This window comes from Tardiphaga robiniae (assembly GCF_013359755.1).
Classification (GTDB): Bacteria; Pseudomonadota; Alphaproteobacteria; order Rhizobiales; family Xanthobacteraceae; genus Tardiphaga; species Tardiphaga robiniae.
Map to the genome: position 1 here is coordinate 160,388 of NZ_JABMCJ010000083.1, position 19,948 is coordinate 180,335.

Sequence of the window (19,948 nt, forward strand, 5' to 3'; positions counted from 1 at the left end):
CCCTCCCCGCGTTGAACGTGCGGGGAGAGTATCAACGGCGATCATCGTCGTACTTCCTGTTACTCGGTCGCGGGACGGAGCTTCTTCACTTCAGCGTCGCTGGGCAGCACCGATGCACCATCGACATATTTGAAGTCGCTCATGGTGCCCTTGCCGCCTTCAAGCGCGATCTTGCCGACATAGGCTCCCATGGTCGCCTGGTGATCGCTGGCGCGATACATGAACGGACCGAACGGGCTGTCGAGCTTCAGACCTTCAAAGGCCGTAATCAGTTTGTCAGTGTCCGTCGAACCTGCCTTGGCGATACCGGCAGCCAGAGAAGTCATCGTGACATAGCCGACGATCGACCCGAGACGCGGATAGTCGTTGTACTTCTTCTGATAGGCCGTCAGGAACGCCAGGTATTCTGGGGTCTTGATCTTATCCCAGGGATAGCCGGTAACGATCCAGCCGACCGGCGCTTCTTCCTTCACCGGATCGAGATATTCCGGCTCTCCCGACAGCAGGCTCACGACGGTGCGATCCTTGAACACGCCGCGTGTGGTGCCTTCACGGACCAGCTTGGAGAAGTCCGCGCCGAACAGCACGTTGAAGATCGCGTCCGGCTTGGCATCGTCGATGGCCTGCACCACGGCGCCAGCATCAACCTTGCCGAGCGGCGGTGCCTGCTCGGTGACGAATTCGATGTCAGGCTGCTTCGCCTTCATCATTTCCTTGAAGGTCGCGACAGCCGCCTGGCCATATTCGAAGTTCGGATAGACCAGTGCCCAGCGCTTCTTCTTGGCAGCCAGCGCATCCGGCAGCAGCATTGCGACCTGCATATAGGTCGTGGCACGCAGGCGGAACGTATACTTGTTGCCGTTCTGCCAGGTGATCTTGTCGGTCAGCGGCTCTGCGGCAAGAAAGAACACTTTCTTCTTGCCGGCGAATTCGGTCACCGCGAGACCGATATGCGAGAGGAACGTGCCGGCGATAATGTTGACGCCTTCGCGCGTCACCAGCTCATCAGCCACGCGTACTGCATCGCCCGGCGTCGAGCCATCATCGCGCGAGATCACTTCAAGCTTCTTGCCAAGCACGCCGCCCTTGGCATTGATCTGCTCGATCGCCAGCTCCCAGCCCTTCTTGTAGGGATCGAGGAACGCGGTCTGTGTCTTGTAGCTGTTGAGCTCACCGATCTTGATCGTGTCCTGCGCAAGAACCGCGTGGCCGAACGACAATGTCAGTGCGCCGGCCATTGTGCCGGCAATCGCGAGTGAGTGAAGGGAACGAGCCGTCATCATGATCGAACTCCGTTGTGATCGACGTTTGCGATAGAAGTGATTCTCGCCGAAGCCTTCGCAAGAAACGGATCAACCGTTCGCTCTTGCGTCGCTTGCAGCCCCATGTTTGCAACGCGAATTAGTTTGTACGCAAATAGTCCGGCGCACCCTCTTCGTTGTCAAGACCGGTCTTGGTGCAACATGCCTAGCACATCGCCGAAGTTTTGATCATCTGATGTCGGCCGATGCGCACGCATCTGCGACCGAATTTCGCAGAGCTGCGCGGCAGCGATATTCCGCCGCCGCGCGTTCTGTTTTGACGACTACCGGTCGCGGAAGCGATCCATCAGCGCCTTGTCCTGACCGCCATCGATTTCGATCATGGTGCCGTTCGCCATCTGCACCAGAGGCGATGCGAGCATGACAACGAGGTTTGCAACTTCCTCGACTTCGGCGATACGGCCGAGTGGGATCGAAGCGGGCGCCAGCTTGTCGGCTTCCTCGTAGGAAATCTTCATGTCGCGCGACATCGCGTTGACGAGGCCGGCCCAGCGCTCGGTACGAACCGGGCCCGGATTGACGGCGCAGAACGAGATGTTGTGACGGCCGTACTGACCTGCGAGCGACAGGGTCATGTTCTGGCCGGCAGCGTTCGCCGCACCCGGCGCGATTTCCCAATAGGACGGCTTGACACCGTCATTGCCGATCAGATTGACCACGCGGCCGCCACCCTGCTTGACCATGATCGGCAGCGCGTAGCGCAGGCAGCGCACATAGCCCATGAATTTGAGCTGCAGCGCCTGTTCCCAGTCGGCTTCGGTGAGCGTCTCGATCACGCCGCCCGGCGCCGAACCGGCATTGTTGATCATCAGATCGATGCTGCCGAGTTCCTTGGCGGCCTTCTCGACGAAAGCCTTGGCATCCGCATCCTTGGTGAGGTCGGCGGTGATTGCGACAACCGTCACGCCGTAGGCGTTGCGGATTTCTTCAGCAGTCTTTTCCAGTGGCTCCATGCGGCGAGCGCAGATGGCGACATTGACGCCCTCCTTTGCCAGCGTCATGGCGATCGCCTTGCCGATACCTTCGCTGCCGCCGGTGACGAGAGCGCATTTGCCTTTGAGTTGGAGATCCATGTGCGTGTCCTTCTGAGGTTGGCGGAAATGAAAACGAAAATTCTTAGGTCAATCAGCTTCCTGTAAAGCGCGGGGGTCGTTTCTCGGCAAAGGCCTTGCGGCCTTCGGCGTAGTCGGCGCTGGCGTCGGCCGCGGCATAGAACTGCTCGGCTTCAGCCAGGAGTTCGGCGTTGTTGGTGCTGAGTGCACGGATCGCAGCCTTGGCCGCCTTGATCGTCAGCGGCGCATTGCCCGCGATCTTCCTTGCAAGCTCGCCGGCCAGCGATTCAATGTCAGCCTTCGGTGCGATGATATGCACCGCGCCCAGCGCATGAGCGCGTATGGCAGGCAGACGATCCGCCGTGAACAAGACTTGCCGCGTCGCACCGGCGCCGAACACGCGGATAAAGCGCGCGATACCGCGCGGATCGTAGCCCAGACCAAGCTTGGCGGCGGGTACTGCGAAGAAGGCATCATCCGCAGCAACGCGCATGTCGCAACTCGCAGCAACGGATGACCCGGCACCCATGCAGCCGCCATAGATCAGGCCGATGGTCGGCTGCGGGATCGCCTCGATCGCCAGACAGGTATTCTCGACCAGATCGTCATAGGCCCGGGCATTGCCCTCGCCTGATCGAGCCGTGGCAAAGTCGGAAATGTCTGCGCCTGCGGAAAACATCAGGTCGCCCTCGCCGCGGATGACCACGACACGGATATCCTTGCGGGTGGCGACGTCGCCGGCAAAGGCGGCGATCTTGTTCCACATCGCCGTGGAGATCGCGTTACGTCGTGCCGGATTGGCCAGACGCAGCGTCGCGATGCCGTCCGCAATATCAATGACGATATCGCCGGGCGTGCTCATCGCTCAGGCCGCCGGCTTGTGCGACATCCAGCGACCGGACTCGGCCGCCGGGAAAAGCTCAGCCAGCGCTGCATTGAATGCCGCCGGCTCTTCGCTGGTGATGGTATGGCCGGCACGCGGCAATACCAGAAGACCTGCTGTCGGCACCGTACGCTTGAGAAAGATGCTGGGATCGAGGCACCAATCGTCCTCGTCGCCAACGATGATCAGCAGTGGCGGCGTGAATTTCTCGAGTTGCGGCTTCATCTCCCACAGCATCGGCCGCTTGGCCTGCAGCTCGCGCATGGTCAGCGCGTGCCCGACCGGAGAATGATCCGCCAGCATGCGCGCAAACTCGGCGAAACCACGCGGGTCCTTGTTCTTGTGCGTCTGACGCGTTGCACCATCGGCATAGCGCGCTGCAGCGGTCGGAAAATCGACCGTCTCGAACATTTTTGCGGTTTCGCGCGAGGCTGCACGGCCCTGCTCCACAAAAGCAGGATCGGGGCTGGAGCCGTAGCCGCAGCTCGCAGCCGTCACCGACAAGCAACGATCGGGATAATGAATGCCGACATGCAGCGCCGTCGACGCGCCCATGGAATGACCGACGATATGCGCCTTGTCGATCTTCAGTGCATCCATCAATGCGATGACGTCATCGCGTGCAATATCCTGGCCGTAACGCGCTGGATCGGTCGGTACATCCGATGGCGGATAACCGCGCTGGCTGTAGGTAACGCAACGATAGGAGCGCGAGAAGTAACGAAGCTGCGGCTCCCAGGTGCGGTAATCCCCCGCATACTCATGGACGAAAACCACAGGACTCCCGGTGCCGACTTCCTCATAATAGAGTTGCGTCCCGTCGGGCGTCGTCACGTGCGGCATCGTCGCCTCCTGCAGTCAGAGCAGATTTCATTTGCACACAAACGAAATGCTAGTAGCGTTATTTCACGACTGCAAGAGGATTTAGTGGATTCAATTTTGGCATATCATTTGCTTACAAACAAATATCGCAACGCCGCATAAACCGATCGAAAAGCCACGCGCCACAACGTTTCTTGAGGAGATGTCATGACCGGTCTTTCGCGACGCGCCTTCACAATGGGCACGGCTGCTACGCTGATGAGCACCGCGCTCGCAACAAATTCGCAGGCGCAGGCGCCGACAAAAATCCGCGTGGGTAGCCTGACACTTCCCGTCTTCGCGCCGATCATCATCAACATCATGAAGGCGCAGAAGTTCGATACCAAGAACGGTTTCGAGGCCGAAGTTCAGGTCTATCCTTCTTTCTCCTCTTATTATGCGGGCCTCGCCACCGGTGAAATCGACACGCTGATCGGCGGGCCCACCTACTTCCAGAAGCTGCGCCTCGAAGGCGTGCCGCTGCAAATCGTCGCAACAGGTGCCACACTCGCCGACCTCGTCATCATCACCAAGGACCCGGCCATCAAGTCGCTGGCCGACCTCAAAGGCAAGCAACTCGCCGCCGACATGGGCAGCGGGCAATTCCAGATCCTGTCGATCTACGCGAAGTCCAAAAAGATGGACCTGGCCAAGGACATGACATTGGTCAACGCGAATTTCGCTGTAGCGCGTGCGCAGCTTGCCGCCGGCCGCGTCGATGCCGCGATGATCATCGAGCCGATCGCCACCATGATGATGAAGGACGATCCGTCGCTGAAGATCATCTTCAACGCCAATGACGGATGGAAGGAGATTGCGGGCACCACCGGCTGGGAGCTGGTCTACGCCATGCGCGAGGATACCATCAAAAAGGCGCCGGACGCGCCCAAGAAATTCGTCGCGGCGCTTGCGGACGTCACCAAATATCTGCGCAGCGATCCGGACGGTGCCGACAAGATCGCAGTCGACACCGTGAAGCTGCCGCCCGGCATCTTGAAGGAAGCCGTGCTCGCCAAGCGCTGGGACTTCGACGCCAAGCCAGCCTGGGACACTACCGAACGCAAGAGCATCTGGGATACGTTCGAGCGCGCCGTCGCCGCCGGCTTCCATCCAAAGCTGCCTGACGAAGCGATCATCTATGTCCCCTGACGAGCCGAGACCTGCCACGCCATTCGAGGAACCGATCTTCGAAAGGTCACCGCGAAGCCTGATGATCTCCAGCCTGCCGCGCGAGACGATCATATCGATCGTGCTCTTCGCGATGGTCTGGCAGATCATGTCCTATCTGGCACCGTCACTGGGCATCCCCGCTTTCGCAATCCCGGGCCTTGGCCGTATTGCCGAAAGCCTGACCAAGATCACCCCGCTCGACGTCGCGGTGACGCTCGGCCGCGTGCTGCTGTCGCTGGTCGTGTCATTCGTCATCGGACTACTGGTGGCAGTGCTGATGTATCTGTCCGAAAGCCTCGAGAAATATTTGCGGCCGATGGTGCGGATCCTGATGGCGGTACCGGTCGTCTCCTGGATCCTGTTCGCGGTGCTGTGGTTCAAGGGCGTCGAATTCCGCATCGTCTTCGTGCTGGTCGTGGTCTGCGCCCCGGTCTTCACCGTCGATTCCCTCGACAACATGCGCGAGGTGTCGCGCGATCTGAAGCAGATGATCCGCTCATTCAGGCCGACGCCGTTGCAGTTCTTTCACAAGCTGATGCTGCCGGCGATCACGCCGGGGATCATCACGAGCTGGAAGATCACGCTCAGCCTGGCCATCCGCGTCGTGACCATCGCCGAGCTGGTCGGCGCAGTGACCGGCATCGGGCATCAGCTCTCGGTGGCGCAGGAATTGTTTTCGGTGGCCGACGTGTTTGCCTGGACGCTGGTGCTGGTCGTGCTGCTGTTCTTCCTCGAAGCATTGCTCGTCAGGCTCGAAACACACGTATTGCGGTGGCGGGCATGACGGCAGCTTCAGCGCCCATCGAGATCGCGCAGTTGCGCAAGGTGTTTCGCCAGACCACATCCGGCCAGTCGATCACTGCCATCGATCATTTGTCGCTGCGGATCGAGCCCGGCGAACTCATCGCCATCGTGGGCAAGACCGGTTGCGGTAAGTCGACCCTGTTCGACCTCTTGATCGGACTCGAACATCCTACCGCCGGCAGCATCACCATCGGCGGCAAGACGCCCTATGACGACTTCAACGCCTTCCGCGGCAAGATCGCGACGATCTTCCAGCAGGACCGGCTGTTTCCGTGGCGCTCCGCACTCGACAACGTCAAGCTTCCGCTCGAACTGATCGGCATCGCCGACGATGTTCAGCAGGAGCGCGCTCTGACGTGGCTGAAACGGCTGGGATTGGAAAAATTCGCCAATGCCTATCCGCGCGAACTTTCCGGCGGCATGCGCCAGCGTGTTGCGATTGCGCGCGCCTTTGCCGTACAGCCGGAGATCCTGCTGGCGGATGAGTCCTTCAGCGCGTTGGATGAAGTCACCGCCAACGAGCTCCGCAAGACCTTCGTCGATCTGGCTCGCGAGTTTAAATCGACCGCGATCCTGATCACGCATCAACTCGAAGAAGCCATGGCCGTGGGTGACCGCATTGTTGTGTTCGGCAAGTCGGCGACGCTTTTGGCGGACGTGCGAATGTCGGACTGGGATCGTGCGGACTATCCCCTGCTCCGCGAGGCGATTCAGAATACGCTGCAGGCAAACGTGCCAGATGCGAGACTGAGGCGCTAGACAACGATCCACCGACCTCTCCACGTCTTGCCCGGGCTTGTCCCGGGCATCCACGACTTGACCGCTAGTCCAGACGGACGTGGATGGCCGGGACAAGCCCGGCCATGACGGTGTGGAACTACACTACATCACCCCATGATCGCCTTCGCCGCGTTCCCCATGGCTTCCACCGAGGCATCGCCCGTATCCGTGAAGCACAGGATACGACACGGGCATGACTCAAGCCCATCATAGCGCCACGGGAATGCGCCGATCAGGCAACGCTGGTTCAGCATTAGCTCGATGTCGCCGCCGATATTCTCGGCATGCAACAAGCCTTCCTGGAACGCGTAATTATGGAACGGAAACATGTCGGCAGTCACGTGGCGGCCCGAGAGCTTGTGATTATACTCAAACGTGCCGAAGAATTCCGCCGGCGTCTTGCCGTGCTTCTTGGTGAACTGCGCAGCGATGTCCGGCCGCATGTTGCGGATCGAGGTGTTCATCGAGTGATCGCAGGAGCCGGTGTCCATGCCGAACCACTTGATCTTCTTCTCAAGCATCCAGTGCAGCGTGTCGAGGTTCGGACCGGGGTGATAGCAGAAGTACTTCACCAGATCCTGCTGCGCCTGGCCTTCGTAATATTTGTGCCAGCCGGTGTGCAGGATCAGAATATCGCCTTCGCGAATATCTGCCCCTGACTTTTCGAGCATCTCAGGCGTGATCACCGCCCAGTCGTGCATCTGGCTGGAGATATCGACGACAACGCCGCGATTGAACAGGTAGTCCAGCGGCAGCGAGGCCATGTCGCCCTTGCGCCCGTCGGTGGCGTGCATCGCGCCGTCGAAATGGGTGCCGGCATGCAGCGCCGTCTCGATCCGCTGCGCCACGATCATCTGCGTCTGCAGGTTCTGCGCATAATACATCTTGTTGCCGGCATAGCCGACCCAGCCGGGCGTGTGGATGTTCATGACGTGGGAGAGATCGACGACTTTCATGGTGCTGTCCTTCATCGTTTCGGGGCGCCCACCGGCAGGTGGAAATCGTAAGCATGCAAACAATTCTACGCAATGCCCGCAGATGCAGGATCAGGGCCAGAAAGGCCGGGCTGCCACGACAATCCTCGATTGTGAAAGCGCCGTTCAGCGCTTGCGTTGACATCGATAAACCCGGCGGATACGCCAATTTAATGAACTGCTGCAAAGACAGCGTCAGCGATGCGGCCACTGCCGTTTCGGTGCAGGTGCCACGATCAGGCACGTTACCAGGAGTGGCGTTGCCATGATGGATTTCGCCACCCGGGTCCACAATCACAACTACCGGCTTGATCCGATCATCCGGTCGCTGCTGGACACCGACTTCTACAAATTCCTGATGCACCAGTTCATCTGGATGCTTTATCCGAAGGTGCCCGTGACCTTCGGCCTGATCAACCGGACCAAGACCGTCCGCCTTGCCGAGATCATTCCGGAAGCGGTGCTGCGAGCGCAGCTCGATCACGCCCGCACGCTTTCATTCCGCGAGAACGAACTGATCTGGCTGGCCGGCAACCGCTTCTATGGCCGCCGCGACATTTTCCGTCCTGAATATATCGAATATCTGCGCAGCTTCAGGTTGCCTGACTACAAGCTTGAGACCATCGATGGTCAATATGTCCTCACCTTCGAAGGTGACTGGGCCGAAGTCACGATGTGGGAGATCTACGCCCTCGCCATCGTCAGCGAATTGCGATCGCGGATCGCCATGGCCACGCTGGACAAGTTCGAGTTGGATATTCTCTACGCACAGACCAAGACCAAAATCTGGAACAAGATCAAGAAGCTGAAATCCTATCCGGACATGCGGCTCGCGGAATTCGGCACCCGTCGCCGCCACGGCTTCCTGTGGCAAGAATGGGTGACGGACGCGATGGCCAACGAGCTTGGCCGCAGCTTCGTCGGAACGTCGAATGCCCTGCTCGCCTTCAAGCATTCATTCGAAGCCATCGGCACCAATTCGCACGAACTGCCGATGGTGTTCGCCTGCCTCGCCGAAAACGACGACCAGCTGAAGACCGCGCAATATGACGTGCTGGCGAAATGGCAGGAGGTCTATGACGGCGAATTGCTGATCATTCTGCCCGATACGTTCGGCATGACGCAGTTCCTGCGCGACGCACCGCCCTGGGCCTCACAATGGACCGGCATGCGCATGGACAGCAAGGAGCCGGTTGCGGCGGGCGAAGAGATGATCGCCTGGTACGCCATGCGTGGCGAGGATCCGCGCAAGAAGCGCGCGATGTTCAGCGACGGTCTCGAAGTCGATCTGATGATCGATCTGCATCAGCGTTTTCGTGGGCGCATCCGCGAGAGCTTCGGCTGGGGCACCATGGCCACCAACGACTTCCGCGGCGCCCATCCGCGCGGGCTCGATTCACTCGACCCGATCAGCCTGGTCTGCAAGGTCACCTATGCCAACGGCCGCTCGGCCGTGAAGCTGTCGGACAATCCCGCCAAGACCACCGGCAGCAGCCCTGCAGAGATCGAACGCTATCTACGCATCTTCGGCCGTGAGGGCGTCGCCGAACAGCCGGTGATCGTCTAGCCAGAACCACAAACGCAAAAAAGCGCCGCCCGGTTTCCCGGACGGCGCTTTGTTCTTGTGTATCGGAAGGCCGCTTACAGAAGCCCCGCTCCCCGCGCCCACTTGTACTTAGCGCCGAGCACCTCGACCGGAAGCTCGGTCGAATAAGCGTAAGCCGGAATGCCGTTCTGGTAGAGATATTCGGCGGCTTCCTCGACTTCCACGTCGCCCGCAAGCGAAGCGACCATCGGCTTCTCGATGCCCTTGGCCTTCATCTCGTTCTTGATCTCGACCATGTTGCGCGCGAACACCATCGGCGGCGTCACGATCGTGTGCCAGTAGCCGAGGATCAGCGAGTGGATGCGATCATCGGTGAGACCCAGCTTCACGGTGTTGACGTAAGTGATCGGCGGTTCGCCACCGGTGATGTCGACCGGGTTGCCGGCGGCACCGAACGGCGGAATGAACTTGCGGAACGCCGCATCCAGATCCGGCGGCATCGCCATCAGCGACATGCCGTTATCGACCACCGCATCGGACAGCAGCACGCCCGAACCACCGGCACCGGTGATGATCAGCACGTTCTCGCCCTTCGGCGTCGGCAGTACGGGAATGCCACGGGCGAATTCGAGCAGCTGGCGCAGCGAGCGGGCGCGAATGACGCCCGACTGCTTCAGCACGTCCTCATAGATCTTGTCGTTGCCGGCAAGTGCGCCGGTATGCGACGAGGCGGCCTTGGCGCCGGCCGAGGTACGGCCTGCCTTGAGGACGACAACCGGCTTCTTCTTGGAGACGCGCTTGGCGGCTTCGGCGAAGGCACGGCCATCCTTCAGATCCTCGCAGTGCTGCGCGATGATCGTGGTGTTGGGATCCTGCTCGAAGAACGCCAGCAGATCGTCCTCGTCGATATCCGACTTGTTGCCGAGGCCGACGATCGCCGACACGCCCATCTTGGCAGAGCGCGAGAAGCCAATGATCGCCATGCCGATGCCGCCGGACTGCGACGACAATGCCGCCGAGCCCTTCACGTCATACGCTGTACAGAAAGTCGCGCAGAGATTGGCCGGCGTATAATAGAAGCCATAGATATTCGGCCCCATCAGACGGACGTCGTATTTCTTGCCGATTTCGACAATCTCTTCCTGCAATGCAGGCTCGTTGGCTTCGGCAAAGCCCGACGGGATCAGCACCGCGCCCGGAATTTTCTTCTCGCCGCATTCGATCAGCGCACCTGCAACGAACTTGGCGGGAATCGCGAATACCGCGGTGTCGATCACGCCCGGAACATCCTTGACGCTCTTATAGGCCTTGCGGCCCATGATCTCTTCAGCCTTCGGATGGATCGGGTAGATGTCGCCCTTGTAGCCACCGTTGATGAGGTTCTTCATCACCGAATTGCCGATCTTGCCGTCTTCGGCGGAGGCGCCGATCACGGCGACGGCCTTCGGCATCATGATGCGGTTCATTGCCGTGACGATTTCGGCGTTGGAGCGCGGCGCGGGGCGCGGTTTGTAGTCGAAATCGACGACGATGCGCACGTCGGCGGCAATCGCGTCTTTCTTGGTGGCGAAGACCGGGTTGAGATCGAGTTCGACCATTTCCGGGAAATCGCTGACGAGCTGCGATACCTTGACGATGATGTCGGCCAGCGCTTCGCGGTTGGCGGGATCGCCGCCGCGTACGCCATGCAGCATCTCGGCGGCCTGAATGCCATCGAGCATCGACAGCGCGTCATCATTGGTGGCGGGCGCGAGGCGGAAAGTGACGTCCTTCAGCACTTCGACGAGCACGCCGCCGAGGCCGAAGGCCACCAGCTTGCCGAACGAACCATCGGTGATCGAACCGATGATCACTTCGGTGCCGCCCATCAGCATCTGCTGAACCTGGATACCTTCTATCTTGGCATCGGCCTTGTACTTCTTGGCATTGGCCAGAATGGTGTCGTAAGCTTTCTGCGCGTCTTCGGCGGTCTTAACGCCGACAATGACACCGCCCGCTTCGGTCTTGTGGAGAATGTCCGGCGAGACGATCTTCATCACGACCGGGAAGCCCATGCCGCTTGCCATCTTGGCAGCGTCAGCGGCTGAGGTGGCCACGCCTTCTTTCGGCACGGGAATGCCGTATGCGTCACACACAAGCTTGCCCTCGGGGGCGGTCAGGCTGGTGCGCTTGTCGGCTTTGACCGCATCTAGAACTTTGCGGACGGCCTGTTTCGCCGATGGTGTTGCTTCTTTGACGGCAAGATTCGATTGGGACATGGCTTCCTCCTTCACGTCTTTTCCAATAGACGGATTGATGGCATTTGGTATGCCAGAAACTTGATTGTCAAGGCGCGTTGCAGCGCAAAATTGCTGAAATAGCTGTCATCTTGACATGCTGGCATCTGGTATGCCAAAAATTCTTGACGTTATTTCTGTGGTAGGACATCTCGACTGGAGATGATTCATGCCCACGCGAAAACAAACCAAGGCGCCGTCCGTCATGTCTGAAGCCGATATCGCGATCGTTCGGATTGCACCGGAGACCAGCTTCAAGACCAAGGCCTATGAAGCCTTGAAAGAAGCCATTCTTAAGATGGACATCTACACCTCGCCCGATCCGGTGATGCTCGATGAGCGCGCCCTGTCGGAACGGCTCGGTGTCAGCCGCACACCTATCCGCGAAGCCATTGCGATGCTGGAGCAGGATGGCTTCGTAAAGACCGTGCCACGCCGCGGCATCGTCGTTGTCAGAAAGACCAAGGTCGAGATCGTCGACATGATCCGCGCCTGGGCGGCGCTGGAAAGCATGGCCGCGCGTCTGATCACGACCACCGCACGCAAGAAAGATATCTCGGCGCTGCGCGACTTCTTTAAGGACTTCAACAAGGACCGTCTGCCGCAGGACCACGTTGAGGAATATTCGAAGGCGAATATCGCTTTCCACCAGGCACTGATCTCGCTCAGCGAGTCGCCAGTGCTGGTCGATATGACCAACGATATTCTGCTGCATGTGCGTGGCTATCGTCAGCTGACCATCGGACGCACGGACCGTACCGCGACGTCCCTGCCCGAACATCTGGCCATCATCGAAGCGCTTGAAGAGCGCAACACCGAGCTCGCGGAAAAGCGCGCGCGCGATCACACGCTCGGTCTGGCTTCTTATGTCGAAGCCCACGGCCAGGAATTGTTTACGTAAGCGCCGTCTCGCGACGGTTCACCACTCCGCACCACGTCCAATTGAGCAACGACCAACAGTCACAAGAAAAGTCAGGGAGAGCGGGATGTCCGCAGTAGTCCAGAGCATCGATACCAACGCAGCCGCCGAGCAGGAATTGACCGATGGCTTCCATCTGATCATCGATGCACTCAAGCTCAATGGCCTCAACACGATCTATGGCGTGCCGGGCATTCCGATTACCGACTTCGGCCGCATGGCGCAGGCCGAGGGGATCCGCGTGCTCTCGTTCCGCCACGAACAGGCCGCAGGCTATGCCGCATCGATCGCCGGCTATCTCACCAAGAAGCCCGGCGTCTGTTTGACCGTGTCGGCTCCCGGCTTCCTCAACGGCCTTACGGCGCTGGCTCACGCCACCACCAACTGCTTCCCGATGATCCTGATCTCGGGCTCGTCCGAGCGCGAGATTGTCGACCTGCAGCAGGGCGACTATGAGGAAATGGATCAGCTCGCGATCGCCAAGCCGCTATGTAAGGCCGCGTTTCGCGTGCTGCATGCGGCCGACATCGGCATCGGTCTCGCCCGCGCGATCCGCGCCGCAGTGTCCGGTCGTCCCGGCGGCGTCTATCTCGATCTGCCTGCCAAGCTGTTCGGTCAGGTGATGAACGCCGACGCCGGCAAGAAATCGCTGGTCAAGGTGATCGACGCCGCGCCGGCGCAGATCCCTGCCCCGGATTCGATTAAGCGCGCGCTCGACGTGCTGAAATCGGCGAAGAAGCCGCTGATCATCCTCGGCAAAGGCGCCGCTTATGCGCAGGCCGACGATGCCGTGAAGGCGCTGGTCGAAACCTCCGGCATTCCGTTCCTGCCCATGAGCATGGCCAAGGGCCTTCTGCCTGACACCCATCCGCAGTGTGCGGGTGCTGCACGCTCCACCGTGCTGAAGGATTCGGACGTCGTCATGCTGATCGGCGCACGCCTGAACTGGCTGCTGTCGCACGGCAAGGGCAAGAGCTGGGGTGATGCACCGAAGAAGTTCATCCAGATCGACATCGAGCCGAAGGAAATGGACTCCAACGTCGAGATCGTCGCACCTGTTGTCGGCGATATCGGCTCCTGTGTCGCCGCTCTGCTCGATGGCATGGGCAAGGGCTGGCAGAAGGCGCCGGTAGACTGGGCCAATGCCGTCACCAAGAAGCGTGAAGAGAACGTTGCCAAGATGGCGCCGCGCCTGATGAACAACAACTCGCCGATGGATTATCACGGCGCGCTCGGCGTTCTGCGCACCATCATCGCCGAACGTCCCGACGCGATGCTCGTCAATGAAGGTGCCAATACACTCGATCTCGCCCGCGGCATCGTCGACATGTATCAGCCGCGCAAGCGCATCGATGTCGGCACCTGGGGCATCATGGGCATCGGCATGGGCTATTGCATCGCCGCTGCGGTCGAGACCGGCAAGCCCGTGCTCGCGATCGAAGGCGACAGCGCCTTCGGTTTCTCCGGCATGGAGGTGGAGACGATCTGCCGCTACAATCTGCCGGTCTGCATCGTTGTCTTCAATAATGACGGCATCTATCGCGGCACCGACGTCAATCCGACCGGCGGTTCCGACGTGGCACCGACGGTCTTCGTCAAGGGCTCGCGCTACGACAAGATGATGGAAGCCTTCGGCGGCATCGGCGTGAACGCGACCTCGCCCGACGAACTCAAGCGCGCCGTCAATGCGGCGATGGATTCCGGCAAGCCGACGCTCATCAATGCGGTGATCGATCCGGCGGCCGGCAGCGAGAGCGGCCGTATCGGCAACCTCAATCCGCAGAGCGTGCTCAGCAAGAAGAAATAACACATCAGGCGGGGTCGCGAGACCCCGTCTCCTTTTCTCATATGCCGAGGCGGCAAAACTAGTTTACGGGAGCAAAACAATGACACAGGCGCTCAAAGGCGTTCGCATTCTGGACTTCACCCACGTTCAATCTGGCCCGACCTGCACGCAGTTGCTGGCATGGTTTGGCGCTGATGTGATCAAGGTCGAACGGCCCGGCGTTGGCGACATCACCCGCGGCCAATTGCAGGACGTGCCGAATGTGGACAGCCTGTATTTTACCATGCTGAACCACAACAAGCGCTCGATCACCCTCGACACCAAGAACCCGAAGGGCAAGGAAGTGCTCACCGCGCTGATGAAAGAGTGCGATGTTCTCGTCGAGAACTTCGGACCCGGCGTGCTCGACCGCATGGGCTTCCCGTTCGAAAAGATTCAGCAGATCAACCCGAAGATGATCGTCGCCTCGATCAAGGGGTTTGGTCCAGGTCCCTATGAGGACTGCAAGGTCTATGAGAACGTCGCGCAGTGCACCGGCGGCGCAGCTTCCACCACCGGCTTCCGCGACGGCCTGCCACTCGTCACCGGCGCGCAGATCGGCGATAGCGGCACTGGCCTGCATCTCGCACTCGGCATCGTCACCGCGCTGTATCAGCGCACGCAAACCGGCAAAGGCCAGAAGGTCACCGCCGCGATGCAGGACGGCGTGCTCAACCTGTCGCGCGTCAAGCTGCGCGACCAGCAGCGCCTCGCTCACGGTCCGCTCAAGGAATACAGCCAGTTCGGCGAAGGCATTCCGTTCGGCGATGCCGTGCCCCGCGCGGGCAACGACTCCGGCGGTGGTCAGCCCGGCCGCATCCTGAAGTGCAAGGGCTGGGAAACCGACCCGAACGCCTACATCTACTTCATCACTCAGGCGCCGGTGTGGGAGAAGATCTGCGACGTGATCGGCGAACCGACCTGGAAGACCGACCCGGCCTATGCCAAGCCGGCGGTGCGCCTGCCCAAGCTCAACGCGATCTTCGCGCGCATCGAACAGTGGACGATGACCAAGACCAAATTCGAGGCGATGGAAATCCTCAATCAGGACGACATCCCGTGCGGCCCGATCCTGTCCATGAAGGAACTGGCCGAAGACCAGTCACTGCGTGCGACCGGCACCGTGGTCGAGGTCGATCACCCCGAGCGCGGCAAGTATCTGTCGGTTGGCAATCCGATTAAGCTATCGGAAAGCCCCACCGAAGTGACGCGCTCGCCCCTGCTCGGCGAACATACCGACGAAATCCTCAGGCAAGTGCTGGGCTTCAGCGATCATCAGGTGGCCGAAATCCACGATTCAGGCGCGCTCGACCCGCCGCGCAAGGTTGCCGCTGAGTAATTTCACCAGTTATTTCAAATAATTACATGCGAAAGGCCGCCGATTGGCGGCCTTTTTCATTTATGGTGATCCAAGCGGAACTTTAATAAGAAAATCAAATCGACCTATATCGCACTGCGAAATCCTCATGCTGCCATGCAAACAAGACAATTGTCCTTGGCATCTGGTATACGTAAATTGATCCCAGATGATGAGGCGCCAAGACGCGGCGGCCTCCAGCAAAGGATCAAATCATGTCGAAGACTGCTTCTCTCGACCTTACCACGTCCACCAGCTTCTTCGCTCGTTTCATTGCCTCGCTCGATCGCGCGCTGATGGCCAGCGCACGCATCTCGGCCCGCAACGGCGACCTGCCCCGCTTCGGCCTGTAAGGCTGCAACTTCACTACGTTTGCGCGGCTAGCCCGCGCAAAATTCTCTGCGTTCCTCCCGACGACTGGCCCCGGATTTCCGGGGCCGTTTTTTTTGTTTGTGTAGTTGCATCGCAGCGACGTCTCGCGCTCCCTGCGACATTTCAGCCTCCCCGGCTTTTAACGGCTCTAATCGCTTGCCGCTTGGCATATCGCATACCAAAATGCGCGAACGGTAATGCTTCACGTCTGAATAGAAAGCATACCTGGGGAGGACAAAGGCTGCGCTGCCTTCGCGGGCACGCGATGCCGTATGCGCAATGACAGAGCGATCCAGACCCACTCATCCTTTTTGCAGGCGAGCCGCTTCGATGCTCGACAGTCTGACGTGCGCATATGGCGCATGCAAGGGCGCGTTTGAACACCTGCAGTCAGGACATTCGAAGGAAGACCCGACCACGCACTGACGATTTCAAAGTCGACGAACGATCGACGCTATCAAAACGAATGGGAGAGAAACAATGAAACGCCTTGGTTCATGTCTCACGCTGGCCGCCGCTGCATCCATTCTCTGCCTGGGAGCGTCTCTCCCGGCATCTGCTGCATGGGAGCCGACGCGCCCCGTCGAATTGATCGTTCCCGCAGGCACCGGCGGCGGCGCTGATCAGATGGCGCGCACCATTCAGGGCATCATTACCAAGCACAGCCTGATGAAGCAGCCGCTTGTCGTCATCAACAAGTCGGGTGGCGCGGGCGGTGAAGGTTTCCTCGACGTGAAGTCGGCGAACAACAATCCGCACAAGATCATCATCACGTTGTCTAACCTGTTCACGACGCCGCTCGCCACCGGCATTCCCTTCAATTGGAAGGATCTCACCCCGGTCGCAATGCTGGCACTCGACGAGTTCGTGCTGTGGGTAAATGCCGACAAACCGTACAAGACGGTGAAGGACTATATCGACGCCGTGAAGGCTGCGCCGGCCGGCACGATCAAGATGGGCGGCACGGGCTCGAAGCAGGAAGACCAGATCATCACGGTCGCGGTCGAGAAGGCGATCGGCAGCAAGTTCACTTACATCCCTTACAAGGGCGGCGGTGAAGTTGCAGTGCAGCTCGTTGGTCAGCACGTCGACTCAACCGTGAACAATCCGATCGAGGCAGTCGCGCAGTGGCGCGGCGGCAAGGTGCGTCCGCTCTGCGTCTTCGACAGCAAGCCGATGGCCTATGACGAGCAGGTCGCCGACGGCAAGGGCTGGAAGGACATTCCGACCTGCAAGTCACAGGGGCTCGACATCGAATATGTGATGCTGCGCGGCATCTTCATGGGGCCGAAAGCGACGAAGGATCAGATCGATTATTATGTCGAACTGTTCAAGAAGGTCCGCGCGACGCCCGAGTGGCAGGACCTGATGAAGAGCGGCGCCTTCAACACGACCTTCATGACCGGCGGTGAATATGCCAGCTGGGTTGGCACCGAAGAGAAGCGCCACGAGACGCTGATGAAGGAAGCCGGCTTCCTCGCGCAAGGCAACTGACGCAGGCGCCATGACGCCGGACCTGATCGCACATCAGGTCCGGCACATGCAACACGCTGATCGACGCTGATCTCTCACACAGAGTTGTCCATGACCACGCAGCAATCTCACAACGTAGGCCCGTCCCACAAATCCGTCGAAGCCGGCGTCACCACCGTCATCGGCCTGTTCGGCGCCATCGTCGTCTATGGCAGCGTCAAGGCCGGCATCAACTGGGGCGCAGAGGGACCGAAAGCCGGATTCTTTCCGTTCTATATCGGGCTGTTCATCATCATCTCCAGCCTCGTCAATATCTGGAACACGCTGCGCGAGGACGACGGCAGCCTTTTCGCCGAATGGGGCCAGTTGCGCCAGGTTTTCAGCGTCGTCATTCCCACCGGCATCTATGTCGGCGTCCTGCCGTTCATCGGACTCTACGTGTCCTCGATGATTTTCATCGCATGGTTCATGCGCTGGCTTGGCAAATATGAGTGGCCGATCATCGCCGCGATCTCTCTCGGCATGCCTGTCGTCACCTACCTGATCTTCGAACGCTGGTTTCTCGTGCCGCTCCCCAAAGGACCGCTTGAGGATCTGCTCGGTCTCTGATTTCCGCGATCTTTAATTCCGTTGCGTCTGCCGGTCTCTTTCTGAGGACTACTCGAAATGGAAGAAATTGCTAATCTGTTCCAGGGCTTTGCGGTCGCGCTGCAGCCATTCAACATCGCGGTGATGGTGCTCGGCATCGTGCTGGGCGTCATCATCGGCGTGCTGCCCGGCCTTGGCGGCGCCAATGGCGTTGCAATCCTGCTGCCCCTCACCTTCAGCATGCCGCCGACATCGGCCATCATCATGCTGTCCTGCATCTATTGGGGCGCATTGTTCGGAGGTGCGATCACCTCGATCCTGTTCAACATCCCCGGAGAGCCATGGTCGGTGGCCACGACATTCGACGGCTATCCGATGGCGCAGCAGGGCAAGGCTGCCGAAGCACTAACCGCCGCCTTCACCTCCTCTTTCGTTGGCGCACTGTTCGCCGTCGTCATGATCACCTTGGTCGCGCCGCTGGTCGCAGGCTTCGCCTTACGATTCGGACCCGCGGAGAAGTTCGCGGTCTATTTCCTGGCGTTCTGCAGTTTCGTCGGGCTGAGTAAGGAGCCACCTTTCAAGACCATTGCGGCGATGATGATCGGTTTTGCCCTCGCCGCGGTCGGCCTCGATTCCATTACCGGACAACTGCGACTCACGTTTGGTTCGACCGAACTTCTCAATGGCTTCGACTTCCTGATCGCAGTCATCGGCCTGTTCGGCCTTGGCGAAATCTTCCTCACCATGGAGGAAGGCCTGCGCTTCCAGGGCGGCAAGGCGAAGATCGATCTTCGCGTCGTGCTCCGTACCTGGATGAGCTTGCCGCAATACTGGATGACGTCACTGCGCTCCTGCGTGATCGGTTGCTGGATGGGTGTCACGCCCGCAGGTGCGACACCGGCATCGTTCATGAGTTACGGGATCGCCAAGCGCGTCTCCAAGAACGGCAACAATTTCGGCAAGGGCGAGATCGAAGGCGTTATCGCTCCGGAAACGGCCGCGCATGCCGCCGGTACCGCAGCCCTACTTCCGATGCTCTCGCTCGGCGTCCCCGGTTCGCCAACTGCCGCTGTGCTTCTTGGTGGTCTGCTGATCTGGGGCCTGCAGCCCGGCCCGATGCTATTCGTCGAGCAGAAGGAGTTCGTCTGGGGCCTGATCGCCTCGATGTATCTCGGCAATCTCGTCGGCCTGATCATCGTGCTGACCTGCGTACCGATCTTCGCAGCGATCCTGCGGGTTCCATTCAGCATCATCGCACCTCTTATCCTGGTGCTCTGTGCGATCGGAGCCTACTCCGTCCACAACTCGACCTTCGACGTGGTGATGATGCTGGTATTCGGAATCATCGGTTACGCACTGAAGAAGTGTAACTATCCCCTCGCCCCGCTGGTGCTGGCCATCGTGCTTGGCGACAAGGCCGAGGAAGCCTTCCGTCAGTCGCTGCTGGGGTCGCAGGGATCGCTCGGGATCTTCTTCTCGAACACGCTGGTGAGCAGCATCATGATCCTCGGCCTGATCGCGCTGTTCTGGTCGGTGATCCAGAACGGCTTCACCCGGCTGCGTACTCGCACTGCAGCAGCGTAAGTAACGATACAGATAACTGTTCAAACCCAAAAGCCGGCGGTCTGGACCGCCGGCTTTGTGCTGTCTTGTAGTATCGCAGTACAGCATTCAGTCATGCGAAACTTGCAGCGGCAAATTGGCAAGATTTCGCTTGTTAGTTGGCATATCATATACCAAACTATC

Annotated in this window: 17 protein-coding genes; 11 read left to right on the forward strand and 6 right to left on the reverse strand. The window is 59.7% G+C overall.

Going from position 1 to position 19,948, the window contains the following annotated elements:
* Window positions 1–59 precede the first annotated feature (59 nt).
* The 4 genes from HP556_RS13905 to HP556_RS13920 all read right to left on the reverse strand — a co-directional run bounded on the left by HP556_RS13905 (window position 60) and on the right by HP556_RS13920 (window position 4,100).
* A complete protein-coding gene (locus HP556_RS13905) occupies window positions 60–1,280 on the reverse strand; it encodes an ABC transporter substrate-binding protein (protein ID WP_089267318.1) in 1,221 nt (406 codons plus the stop codon).
* Window positions 1,281–1,585: 305 nt separating this feature from the next.
* Window positions 1,586–2,395 carry an SDR family NAD(P)-dependent oxidoreductase gene (locus HP556_RS13910; protein WP_089267123.1) on the reverse strand — a complete coding sequence of 270 codons (810 nt, stop codon included), beginning with the start codon at window positions 2,393–2,395 and terminating at the stop codon, window positions 1,586–1,588.
* Window positions 2,396–2,447: 52 nt separating this feature from the next.
* The gene (locus tag HP556_RS13915) at window positions 2,448–3,236 is read right to left on the reverse strand and encodes an enoyl-CoA hydratase-related protein (RefSeq protein WP_175367399.1); all 789 of its coding nucleotides are present in this window, start codon (window positions 3,234–3,236) and stop codon (window positions 2,448–2,450) included.
* A 3-nt stretch (window positions 3,237–3,239) separates the two neighbouring features.
* A complete protein-coding gene (locus HP556_RS13920; RefSeq protein ID WP_175367400.1) occupies window positions 3,240–4,100 on the reverse strand; it encodes an alpha/beta fold hydrolase in 861 nt (286 codons plus the stop codon).
* 186 nt (window positions 4,101–4,286) lie between these two features.
* On the opposite strand from HP556_RS13920, the gene HP556_RS13925 reads away from it, so the two are divergent.
* The 3 genes from HP556_RS13925 to HP556_RS13935 all read left to right on the forward strand — a co-directional run bounded on the left by HP556_RS13925 (window position 4,287) and on the right by HP556_RS13935 (window position 6,851).
* Window positions 4,287–5,267: an ABC transporter substrate-binding protein gene (locus tag HP556_RS13925; protein WP_175367401.1), complete on the forward strand. Its 981-nt coding sequence runs from the start codon at window positions 4,287–4,289 to the stop codon at window positions 5,265–5,267.
* A 61-nt stretch (window positions 5,268–5,328) separates the two neighbouring features.
* The gene (locus HP556_RS13930; protein WP_175367402.1) at window positions 5,329–6,072 is read left to right on the forward strand and encodes an ABC transporter permease; all 744 of its coding nucleotides are present in this window, start codon (window positions 5,329–5,331) and stop codon (window positions 6,070–6,072) included.
* A complete protein-coding gene (locus tag HP556_RS13935) occupies window positions 6,069–6,851 on the forward strand; it encodes an ABC transporter ATP-binding protein (RefSeq protein WP_175367403.1) in 783 nt (260 codons plus the stop codon). Before HP556_RS13930 ends, HP556_RS13935 begins: the two co-directional genes overlap by 4 nt.
* Before the next feature lie 128 nt (window positions 6,852–6,979).
* On the opposite strand, the gene HP556_RS13940 is transcribed toward HP556_RS13935, so the two are convergent.
* The gene (locus HP556_RS13940) at window positions 6,980–7,828 is read right to left on the reverse strand and encodes a cyclase family protein (RefSeq protein ID WP_170849696.1); all 849 of its coding nucleotides are present in this window, start codon (window positions 7,826–7,828) and stop codon (window positions 6,980–6,982) included.
* Window positions 7,829–8,111: 283 nt separating this feature from the next.
* Here HP556_RS13940 and pncB point away from each other — a divergent pair, with 283 nt between their 5' ends.
* Window positions 8,112–9,413, forward strand: coding sequence for a nicotinate phosphoribosyltransferase (pncB, locus tag HP556_RS13945; RefSeq protein WP_089267118.1), 1,302 nt, complete (start codon window positions 8,112–8,114; stop codon window positions 9,411–9,413).
* Between the two features lie 74 nt (window positions 9,414–9,487).
* On the opposite strand, the gene HP556_RS13950 is transcribed toward pncB, so the two are convergent.
* Entirely contained in the window at window positions 9,488–11,650 is a 2,163-nt protein-coding gene (locus HP556_RS13950) for an acetate--CoA ligase family protein (RefSeq protein WP_175367404.1), read from the reverse strand.
* Between the two features lie 187 nt (window positions 11,651–11,837).
* Between HP556_RS13950 and HP556_RS13955 the strand changes: the two genes are divergently transcribed.
* The 7 genes from HP556_RS13955 to HP556_RS13985 all read left to right on the forward strand — a co-directional run bounded on the left by HP556_RS13955 (window position 11,838) and on the right by HP556_RS13985 (window position 19,786).
* The gene (locus HP556_RS13955) at window positions 11,838–12,569 is read left to right on the forward strand and encodes a GntR family transcriptional regulator (RefSeq protein WP_068730533.1); all 732 of its coding nucleotides are present in this window, start codon (window positions 11,838–11,840) and stop codon (window positions 12,567–12,569) included.
* A gap of 85 nt (window positions 12,570–12,654) precedes the next feature.
* On the forward strand, window positions 12,655–14,394 hold the full coding sequence (gene oxc / locus HP556_RS13960) for an oxalyl-CoA decarboxylase (RefSeq protein WP_175367405.1): 1,740 nt from the start codon (window positions 12,655–12,657) through the stop codon (window positions 14,392–14,394).
* Between the two features lie 79 nt (window positions 14,395–14,473).
* Window positions 14,474–15,751, forward strand: coding sequence for a formyl-CoA transferase (gene frc / locus HP556_RS13965; RefSeq protein ID WP_120290951.1), 1,278 nt, complete (start codon window positions 14,474–14,476; stop codon window positions 15,749–15,751).
* Between the two features lie 233 nt (window positions 15,752–15,984).
* Window positions 15,985–16,122: a hypothetical protein gene (locus tag HP556_RS13970; RefSeq protein WP_175367406.1), complete on the forward strand. Its 138-nt coding sequence runs from the start codon at window positions 15,985–15,987 to the stop codon at window positions 16,120–16,122.
* Window positions 16,123–16,621: 499 nt separating this feature from the next.
* The gene (locus tag HP556_RS13975; protein WP_089267115.1) at window positions 16,622–17,635 is read left to right on the forward strand and encodes a Bug family tripartite tricarboxylate transporter substrate binding protein; all 1,014 of its coding nucleotides are present in this window, start codon (window positions 16,622–16,624) and stop codon (window positions 17,633–17,635) included.
* A 90-nt stretch (window positions 17,636–17,725) separates the two neighbouring features.
* Entirely contained in the window at window positions 17,726–18,223 is a 498-nt protein-coding gene (locus tag HP556_RS13980; protein WP_175367407.1) for a tripartite tricarboxylate transporter TctB family protein, read from the forward strand.
* A gap of 57 nt (window positions 18,224–18,280) precedes the next feature.
* A complete protein-coding gene (locus HP556_RS13985; protein ID WP_089267113.1) occupies window positions 18,281–19,786 on the forward strand; it encodes a tripartite tricarboxylate transporter permease in 1,506 nt (501 codons plus the stop codon).
* Window positions 19,787–19,948: the final 162 nt, after the last annotated feature.